The sequence below is a fragment of the Streptomyces aureus genome (assembly GCF_001418135.1).
GTDB lineage: Bacteria > Actinomycetota > Actinomycetes > Streptomycetales > Streptomycetaceae > Streptomyces > Streptomyces aureus_A.
This window is the reverse complement of record NZ_LIPQ01000253.1, coordinates 1-8,380: the sequence shown is the minus strand read 5'-3', so window position 1 is coordinate 8,380 and position 8,380 is coordinate 1. Positions and strand designations below refer to the sequence as shown.

General features: G+C 72.6%; 8 protein-coding genes and 1 pseudogene. 6 read left to right on the top strand and 3 right to left on the bottom strand.

Going from position 1 to position 8,380, the window contains the following annotated elements:
• The 4 genes and pseudogenes from AOK00_RS21270 to AOK00_RS21255 form a co-directional block, all read left to right on the top strand.
• Window positions 1-312, top strand: a pseudogene (locus AOK00_RS21270) (choice-of-anchor A family protein); the annotation flags it as partial.
• 266 nt (window positions 313-578) lie between these two features.
• The gene (locus AOK00_RS21265) at window positions 579-1,964 is read left to right on the top strand and encodes an MBL fold metallo-hydrolase (RefSeq protein WP_055601885.1); all 1,386 of its coding nucleotides are present in this window, start codon (window positions 579-581) and stop codon (window positions 1,962-1,964) included.
• 110 nt (window positions 1,965-2,074) lie between these two features.
• Complete coding sequence (locus AOK00_RS21260) at window positions 2,075-2,662, top strand: rhodanese-like domain-containing protein (protein ID WP_055601882.1); 588 nt, start codon at window positions 2,075-2,077, stop codon at window positions 2,660-2,662.
• A complete protein-coding gene (locus tag AOK00_RS21255) occupies window positions 2,659-3,579 on the top strand; it encodes a sulfite exporter TauE/SafE family protein (protein WP_055601881.1) in 921 nt (306 codons plus the stop codon). Before AOK00_RS21260 ends, AOK00_RS21255 begins: the two co-directional genes overlap by 4 nt.
• A gap of 58 nt (window positions 3,580-3,637) precedes the next feature.
• Here AOK00_RS21255 and AOK00_RS21250 read toward each other — a convergent pair whose 3' ends face one another.
• Both AOK00_RS21250 and AOK00_RS21245 read right to left on the bottom strand, forming a co-directional pair.
• Window positions 3,638-4,030, bottom strand: coding sequence for a VOC family protein (locus tag AOK00_RS21250; protein WP_055601880.1), 393 nt, complete (start codon window positions 4,028-4,030; stop codon window positions 3,638-3,640).
• On the bottom strand, window positions 4,027-4,329 hold the full coding sequence (locus AOK00_RS21245) for an ArsR/SmtB family transcription factor (RefSeq protein WP_055601884.1): 303 nt from the start codon (window positions 4,327-4,329) through the stop codon (window positions 4,027-4,029). Before AOK00_RS21245 ends, AOK00_RS21250 begins: the two co-directional genes overlap by 4 nt.
• Before the next feature lie 365 nt (window positions 4,330-4,694).
• Between AOK00_RS21245 and AOK00_RS21235 the strand changes: the two genes are divergently transcribed.
• The gene (locus tag AOK00_RS21235; protein ID WP_055601883.1) at window positions 4,695-5,363 is read left to right on the top strand and encodes a macro domain-containing protein; all 669 of its coding nucleotides are present in this window, start codon (window positions 4,695-4,697) and stop codon (window positions 5,361-5,363) included.
• Between the two features lie 124 nt (window positions 5,364-5,487).
• Complete coding sequence (locus AOK00_RS21230) at window positions 5,488-7,140, top strand: ADP-ribosyltransferase domain-containing protein (RefSeq protein WP_055601878.1); 1,653 nt, start codon at window positions 5,488-5,490, stop codon at window positions 7,138-7,140.
• Window positions 7,141-7,204: 64 nt separating this feature from the next.
• On the opposite strand, the gene AOK00_RS21225 is transcribed toward AOK00_RS21230, so the two are convergent.
• A complete protein-coding gene (locus AOK00_RS21225; protein WP_055601877.1) occupies window positions 7,205-8,263 on the bottom strand; it encodes a phosphotransferase family protein in 1,059 nt (352 codons plus the stop codon).
• Between the last annotated feature and the right edge of the window lie 117 nt (window positions 8,264-8,380).

The window sequence follows — 8,380 nt, the reverse complement described above, 5'->3', positions numbered from 1 at the left end:
CCGACCCCCTCCTCCACCACGCCCACCACCTCGTCGCCGACCCCCTCCTCCTCGCAGCCCGCGGAGGAGACCCCGGGGGCCCCGGAGACGACGGCGCCCGAGGGTTCCGCACCTCCCACCGGGAGCGGCTCCGCACCCGCCGCGCCCGGCGCGACGCCGCCCTCGCCGTCCGCCACCGAGCCCGGTGACAGCTCCCTCGCGACCACGGGTGCGCAGCTCACGCCGTACGCCGTCGCCGCGGCGGCCCTGGGCGCGGCCGGTGCCGCGATCCTCGTGGTCGCCCGTCGCCGCCGCGCAGGCGCCCAGCGCTGACCCGGTGACCCGAAGGCACGCCCGACCACGGGCGGGCCACGCACACACACTCCGCAGAGCCGCCCTCCGGCCGGGACGTCATCCCGCCGGAGGGCGGCTCTGTGCCGTTTCGCTTCCTCGGCGCCCCCACGCCACCCCGATGGATACCTAGGGGGGTATTTGACTTGTCGCGACGAACCGTCTTACGGTCGAGCTCGCACATACCCAGGGGGGTATCAAGAACCAAGGGGTACCCCGGTGCGTGCATACCGCACGAAAGGATGGCCGTGTTCTTCGCCCAGTACTACCTCGACTGCCTCTCCCAGGCGTCCTACATGATCGCCGACGAGCGCAGCGGCCAGGCGGTGGTCGTCGACCCGCGCCGCGACGTCTCCGAGTACCTGGCCGACGCCCGCACCCACGGTCTGACCGTGGTCGGCGTCATCAACACCCACTTCCACGCCGACTTCGTCGCCGGCCATCTGGAGCTGGCCGACAGCACCGGCGCCTGGATCGGCTACGGCAGCCGCGCCGAGACCGAGTACCCGATCCGCAAGCTGGCCGAGGGCGAGCGGATCACCCTCGGCGACGTCGCCCTGGAGATCATGGAGACGCCCGGGCACACCCCGGAGTCGATCAGCGTCCTGGTGTACGAGCACGGCGACGACACCGTCCCGTACGGCGTCCTCACCGGCGACGCGCTGTTCATCGGCGACGTCGGCCGCCCCGATCTCCTCGCCTCCGTCGGCGTCACCGCCGAGGAACTCGGCGCGATGCTCCACGACAGCGTCCAGAACAAACTGATGGCCCTCCCCGACGAGGTGCGGGTCTTCCCGGCCCACGGGGCGGGCTCCGCCTGCGGCAAGAGCCTCTCCACCGAGAAGCGGTCCACGATCGGGGCACAGCGCGCCACCAACTACGCCTGCGCGCCGATGAGCCGCGACACCTTCGTCGCGCTGGTCACCGCCGGGCAGCCCGCCGCGCCGGGCTACTTCGCCTACGACGCCGAACTCAACCGCAAGAACCGGGACCGGTACGACGCCGCGGCGGCGCGCTCGCTCTCCCGGGCCGAGTTCGCCGAGCTGCGCCGCTCGGACGCGGTCGTCGTCGACGCGCGCTCACCCCAGGACTTCGCTGCGGGCCACCTGCGCGGCGCGGTGAACGTTCCCGCCGACGGGCGGTTCGCCGAGCAGGCCGGCACCGTCCTCGACCCCGGCGACGAGCTGGTCGTCATCGCGCCGGAGAACCGCGAGGAGGAGGTCGTCACCCGCCTCGCCCGGATCGGCTTCGACCGGGTGGCGGGCTACCTGCGCGACCCCGAGGACGCTCTGGAGGAGCTGGCCGACGAGGTCACCGCGGCGAGCCGGCTGACCGCCGCCCAGCTCCGCGCCGCGCTCGCGGGCGAGCACCCTCCGGTGGTCGTCGACGTCCGCACCTGCGGTGAGCGCGAGGCGGACGGCTTCATCGACGACGCCCTGCACATCCCCCTGAGCGAGCTTCCCCGGCGCACGGACGAGCTGCCCACCGACCGGCCCCTGGTCGTGCACTGCGCCGGCGGCCACCGCTCCTCCATCGCGGCGAGCCTGCTGCGCCACCGCGGCTTCGGGGACGTCTCCGACGTCCTGGGCGGCCACGCGGCCCTGTCCCAGCCCGCGGCCCCTGCGGCCGACTGACCTCCCGGGCACTCCCGGCGGCCTCGCCGCTCTTGTATACCCCCACGGGTACGCATTGCCCGTCGTTCGTCCCTCCAATCCTCCATCCGTCCATCCGTCCGGAGTCACGCATGAGCGCCCCGCCCTCACCCGCCCCGTCCTCTCTCACCCCCGTCGTCCTGCACCAGCTCGTCAAGGAAGGGCGCGCCCCGCGCCTCCTCGACGTCCGCACGCCCGGCGAGTTCCGCACCGTCCACATCCCGGGCTCGTACAACGTCCCCCTGGACACCCTGCGGGAGCACCGCGCCGAGCTCCTCTCCCACCTCGACGAGGACGTCGTCCTCGTCTGCCGGTCGGGGGCCCGGGCCACGCAGGCCGAGCAGGCGCTCGCCGGGGCGGGGCTGCCGAACCTCCGCGTCCTCGACGGCGGAATGAACGCATGGGAGGCGGCCGGCGCGCCCGTGAACCGCGGACCCGAGCGCTGGGACATGGAACGCCAGGTGCGCCTCGTCGCGGGCTCCGTCGTCCTGACCACCGGTCTCGTCGGCGTCCTGGTGCCGGGCGTGCATCTGATCGGTACGGCGATCGGCGCGGGACTGACCTACGCGGCCCTCAGCAACTCCTGCATGATGGGCGTCCTGCTCTCCAAGCTGCCGTACAACCGCGGCCCCCGTCCCGACATCCGCTCGGTGATCGCGGAGCTGCGGAGCACGCCGTGACCGTGCTCCTCGTCGCCGCCTCCCTGCTCATCGGCGTGAGCCTGGGCGTGCTCGGAGGCGGCGGCTCGATCCTGACGGTGCCGATCCTGGTGTATCTGGCGGGTCAGGGCACCAAGGAGGCGATCGCCACCTCGCTGTTCGTGGTCGGCGTCACCAGCCTGGCCGCCCTGGTCCCGCACGCGCGGGCGCGTCGGGTCCGGTGGCGGACCGGACTGCTCTTCGGTGCGTTCAGCATGGCCGGGGCGTACGGGGGCGGGCGGCTCGCGGAGTACGTGCCGGGCACGCTCCTCCTCGTCGGCTTCGCGCTGATGATGCTGGCCACGGCGGTGGCGATGCTCCGCCGACCGCGCCACGGGCGCGAGCCGGACCGGCCCGAGCCCGATCGACCCGCGCCCGATCGACCCGAGCACGGCCGGCCCGCGCGGCTCCGGCCCGGGAAGAGCGGACCGGCCCTCGCGGGCGTCGCCGCCAGGGGCCTGGCCGTGGGGGCCGTCACGGGCCTCGCCGGATCCGGCGGCGGCTTTCTCGTCGTCCCGGCCCTGGCGGTCCTCGGCGGACTGCCGATGGGCCTCGCGGTCGGGACCTCGCTCCTCGTCATCGCGATGAACTCGTTCGCCGGACTCGCCGGTCACCTCACGGGTGTGCCGGTCGACTGGGGTCTCGCCCTGACGGTCACCGCGGCCGCCGTGATCGGCAGCACGGCAGGCGCGCGGCTGGCGGGCCGCATCCCGCAGGACACCCTGCGGGCGGCCTTCGGCTGGTTCGTCGTCGTCATGGGGGTCCTCGTCCTGGCGCAGCAGCTCCCCTCCGCCGCCTGGACGCACCCCGCCACCTGGGCGGTGCTCGGCACCGGGTTCGGAAGCGGCGCGACGGCCGTGGTCGCCTCCCGTGTGCGGCGCGCCCCGCAGCACCCCTGACGGGGCGCGCGGGGCCGCTGCGGCGCGAGCGGTCGGGCGCGGGGCGGCGCCGTGGGCACTACTGCGGCTTGGTCGCGATCTGGATCAGGTTGCCGCAGGTGTCGTCGAAGACGGCGGTGGTGACGGGGCCCATCTCCAGGGGCTCCTGGGTGAACCGGACCCCGAGTGCGATCAGCCGTTCGAACTCCGCGCGTACGTCGTCCACGGCGAACTGGGCGACCGGGATGCCGTCCTGGACGAGCGCGTCGCGGTACGGCTTGACGGCCGGGTGGCCGGCGGGCTCCAGGAGGAGTTCGGTGCCGTCGAGCTCGTCGGGCGAGACGACGGTCAGCCAGCGGTCCGTCTCGCCCAGCGGGACGTCGTGCTTCTTCACGAAGCCGAGGATCTCGGTGTAGAAACGCTCGGCCTTGGCCTGGTCGTCGACGAAGACGCTGGTCAGATGGATCTTCATGGGGTGTTCTCCTCCGGTCCGGACGGGTGGGGTGCGAGCCATCGGTCGGCGATCCGCCGCAACGGGGCCGTGTTCAGGTCGTGGAACTTGTAGCGCCCCTCCCGTCTTGTCTCGACGAGCCCGGCGGCCTCCAGCACGGCAAGATGCTGGGAGACGCCCTGGCGCGAGATGCCGAGCTGATGCTTCATGCTCAGCCGGGCGCAGATCTCGAACAGTGTCTGTCCGGACTTCTGCGTCAGCTCGTCGAGGATGGTGCGGCGGGTGGGGTCGGCCAATGCTTTGAAGAGGTCGTCGGCCACCACCCCAGGATAGGCAAGCAGTCACTTGCCTATCAAGTCGGGGGGAGCCCCGGGGGCCGAGACCGCCGGAGCGACCGGGCCCCCGCCGGGACCGTGCGCAGGAACCTCGGGTCGTCGGCGGCGCCCACGGCGATGTCGTACCAGCGCTCGGCCGGCACCCGCAGCTTCACGGTGCGCCCCCGGGTGGGGCTGCCGGTGAACGGGAGACGAACACCACCGTCGAATCCGCGCACTCCGCCCGTGTCCGGGCACAGGGTCCGCGCACCGGTGCGCGCGGGCCGGAGCGGCCTCCGTCACGACCGCGTTGTCAGTGCCTCGCGATAGCTTCGATCTTGTTCGAGCGGTCGCGCGAGAGGGGCGAATTCGTGGGTGTGGGACGTGCGTTGAGGGTCGTTCTGGCCGATGTCAACGACGAGGTGGTGGCGGCCTGGCGGTCCGCGTTCGCGGACACGCCCGAGGTGGAGATCCGGCGCGGATCCCTGCTCGACGTGGACGTCGACGCGTGGGTGTCCCCCACCAACGCGAGGGGCCGGATGGACGGGGGCGTCGACGCCGTCGTCAAGCGGCACCTCGGCGCGGGTATCCAGGTGAGGGTGCAGCGGGCGATCCGCGACCGGTTCGGCGGGAGCCTGCCGGTGGGCAGCGCGGTGTGCGTCCCGTCCGGGGCGTCCGTACCGCGCTATCTGATCTCGACGCCGACCATGCGGCAGTCCTCGCAGAACGTCAGCGAGACGATGAACGTGGCGCTGGCGTGCGCGGCGGCGTTCCAGGCGGTGCACCTGCAGAACCGGGTGAAGCCCGGCAGCATCAGGTCGGTGGCGCTCGTGGGGATGGGCGCGCAGACGGGCCGGGTGCCGGCGGGGGTGTGCGCCAATCTGATGTGGACGGGTTACGCGCTCTTCCACGACCACGGGTTCGCGGACTACGACGAGTTGCGGGCCGCGGTGCTCGGCCAGCTCGACGACATCGAGGGAGCGGGGTCCGCGCGGCGGGTCCGGATCAACGTCCCGCAACGACCTTCCTTTCGTCACTGACGCGAACGCTCCGCAGGCCGGCACCGCACAGGGCGGGGCCGCCGGTGACGACCTCACCGAATCCGTACAGCACGCCGGTGCGCCCGAGGGAGCGGCCGGTCCGAGTTCTGGGAGTTCTGTCCTCGTGAACGATGTCGACGTGACGGCCGCCGGCGACCCGGGTTCCTCCGCGGGGGACCCCCTGGGCCTCGCCGATCTGTTCACCGGCGGCGGCGAGCCGTGGCTTCCGCTGCTGGCTCCGGTGATCGAGGCGCAGCCCGGCGCCGCCGACTTCGTCGGTCCGAAGCGCAGTCCGGAGGTGGTTCCGGTGCGCGAGTTGACGTTTCAGGCGTTGAAGCCGCATCCGCCGCACAAGTGGAAGGTGGTCGCCTTCGGTCAGAACCCGTATCCGCGGGCGGAGAGCGCGACCGGCATCGCGATGTTCGACAACACCTTCAGCGACTGGAAGGACAGCCAGTTCGGCCGTGTGGTCAGCATCCGCTGCATCATCAAGGCGGCCGCGATGTGGAAGTACGGCATCGTCAAGAAGACGCCGATCGCCGAGGTCCGCGCGCTGTTGAGGAAGGAGGACACCGTCGCGCCGCCGGAGTGGTTCCAGGCGATGCTCACCCAGGGTGTGCTGCTGCTCAACGCCTCTCTCACGGCGAGTGCGGACGGCGCGGTGCCGACGGACCGTCACACGTCCTTCTGGCGGCCGGTGGCCGAGCAGATCGTCGAGGAGATCCTCCGGGCCAAGCAGGACGCCGCGGAGGAGGACCGGGGTGTGGTGTTCGCCTGGTGGGGCGCGCACGCCCGGAGCCTGAAGAGGGTCGTGCAGCGGCTGGAGAAGAAGTACCCGGGGGTCGATGTCCGGCACCTCGACCACGCGAACCCGGCCGCCCAGGGCGACATCTTCTGCGAAGGGGACCACTTCGCCCAGGTGAACGACGCCCTGGCCGCGGTGGGCGCCGAGCCGGTCGACTGGCTGCCGAGCAAGGGCTGGGACCGGCAGGCGGCGGGCGCGGGTGGCGCGGACGGCGGTGATGTCGCGGAGCGGATGGGGGCGTTCATCGCCTCGACGATGGAGCTCCACCAGCTGTATCTGGAACGCCTCACGAGCGTCAAGGACGAGGGGCTCGTCCTCCCGGCCGTCACCGGGGTGTTCGACACGCCGCTGATGGACTTCCGCAAGGCCGTCGAGCCGGTGTCGCGGGTCCTCGCCCGGCTGGACCGGCACATCGAGAGGTCGAGCGCGTTCGGGGAGTCGAAGGTCGCCGATGCGGCGCTCGGGGAGTCCCCGTTCGGGGAGGGACTCTCCGCCGACGCGATCTCGGCGCTGCACCTCTACACCTGCGAGTCGGCGTTCTACCGCGAGATCAACGCGGTCCTGCGGTCCCCGGACCGGGAGCGGCTGGTGCCCTACCTGCCGTATCTGCGGCTGCTGTTCTCCGCGGTGGAGTCGCTGCCGGCGCAGACCCGGCCGCTGTGGCGCGGCGTGGCGCTTGATCTGCGGTCGCAGTATCCGCTGGGGCAGACGGTGACGTGGTGGGGTGTGTCCTCCTGCACGTCCGAGCTGGGCGTCGCGAAGGCGTTCCTCGGGAGCCGTGGCCGGCGGACCCTGTTCGAGGTCACCCCGGCACGGGCGGTGGCGATCCGGCGGTTCTCCGCCTTCACGGGCGAGGAGGAGTACATCCTCGCGCCGGGCACCCAGCTGAAGGTGACGGAGGTGAAGGCCGAGCGCGGCGGCCTCTGCACCGTGCGGCTGACCGAGCTGGAGGGTCAGGGACTGGTGTCCTAGGCGTACTCGTCGATCGGGGCCGGGCGTCGCGAGCCCGGCCCGACCCCGATCGGCGAGGCACCCTCTAGTACCAGGGGCGGGCGTCAGGCGTGGGCAGCGGGCGCAGTGTCGACCAGCGTTCGAGCAGGCGGTCGGCGAGGGCGGAGCTGAGCCGGCCGACGGCGTGCAGGTGATCGTGGTCGCGGGTCATGCCGGCGACCACGCCCAGGCGGTGGAGAAGCCGTTCACGGGCGGAGACGTAGCCCCACGCGAAGTCCTCGGTGGGCACCCGGGCGAGCTGGTCGACCGTCCCGCGGTGGGCCCTCTCGACGAGCGCGTCGCCCTGGATCAGCCAGCCCGCGCAGGCGTCGGCGAGGTCACCCGGCACGTCCTTCCCGGTGAGACCGCGCCAGGTGGTCCGGTAGACGTCCTCGACCTCCGTGAGCGGGGCAGCGGTGACCGCCATGGCACACCAGCAGGTGGGGAAGCCGATGCGGAAGTAGGCGAGTTCGATCAGGCCGTTGCCGAGCGAGGCCCGTTCGAAGTCGACGAAGCGGACGCCGTCGGCGGTGCGGAGGTCATTGCCGGGACAGGGATCGCCGTGCAGCAGCGCATGGTGCGGGGCGGGGTCCAACCGCTCCAGGAGACCGGCGAGTTCATCGGGAACCGTGGACGGGACGGGTACGTCGAGCGCCCTTGCCAGGGCCAGGAAGGACTCCGCGTCGGCGGCCGTGGGTCCCGACGCGACCGGTAGCACGCCCGCGTCGGCGGGCCCGGTCAGGGCGTGCAGCCGGGCGAGCGACTCCGCGTACCCCGGCATCCAGTCGTCCGTCCTGCCGAGGTCGTCGAGGTGCTCCAGGACCATCACGCGCGAGGGCAGGTCCGTGGCGAGCACCGCGGGGGCCACGGCCGGCCCGGAGGCCCGCCCCGCCAGGCGCAGCCCGGCGAGCTCCCGCGCGAAGCGTGTGTGCGCGTCGGCGCCGGTGTCCCCGTCGTCGGTGATCTGCTTGACGATCACCAGGCGCCGGTCGGCCAGGCGCACCCGCCACACCCGCGACCGCGGGCTGCTGTCCAGGAGTTCGGCCTGCTCGGGGGTGCCCACGGTGGAGAGCAGCGCGTCATCGAACGGAACACGGTTCAACATGGCGACGAGCGTAGCCCCACCTTCGCACGTGCGAGCGAGCGCTCTGGCCCGCCGAAGTCCTCGTCCGGGATTCCTCCGGAACATCGCGCCGGACGGGTCCGGCGCGATGTTCCGGAG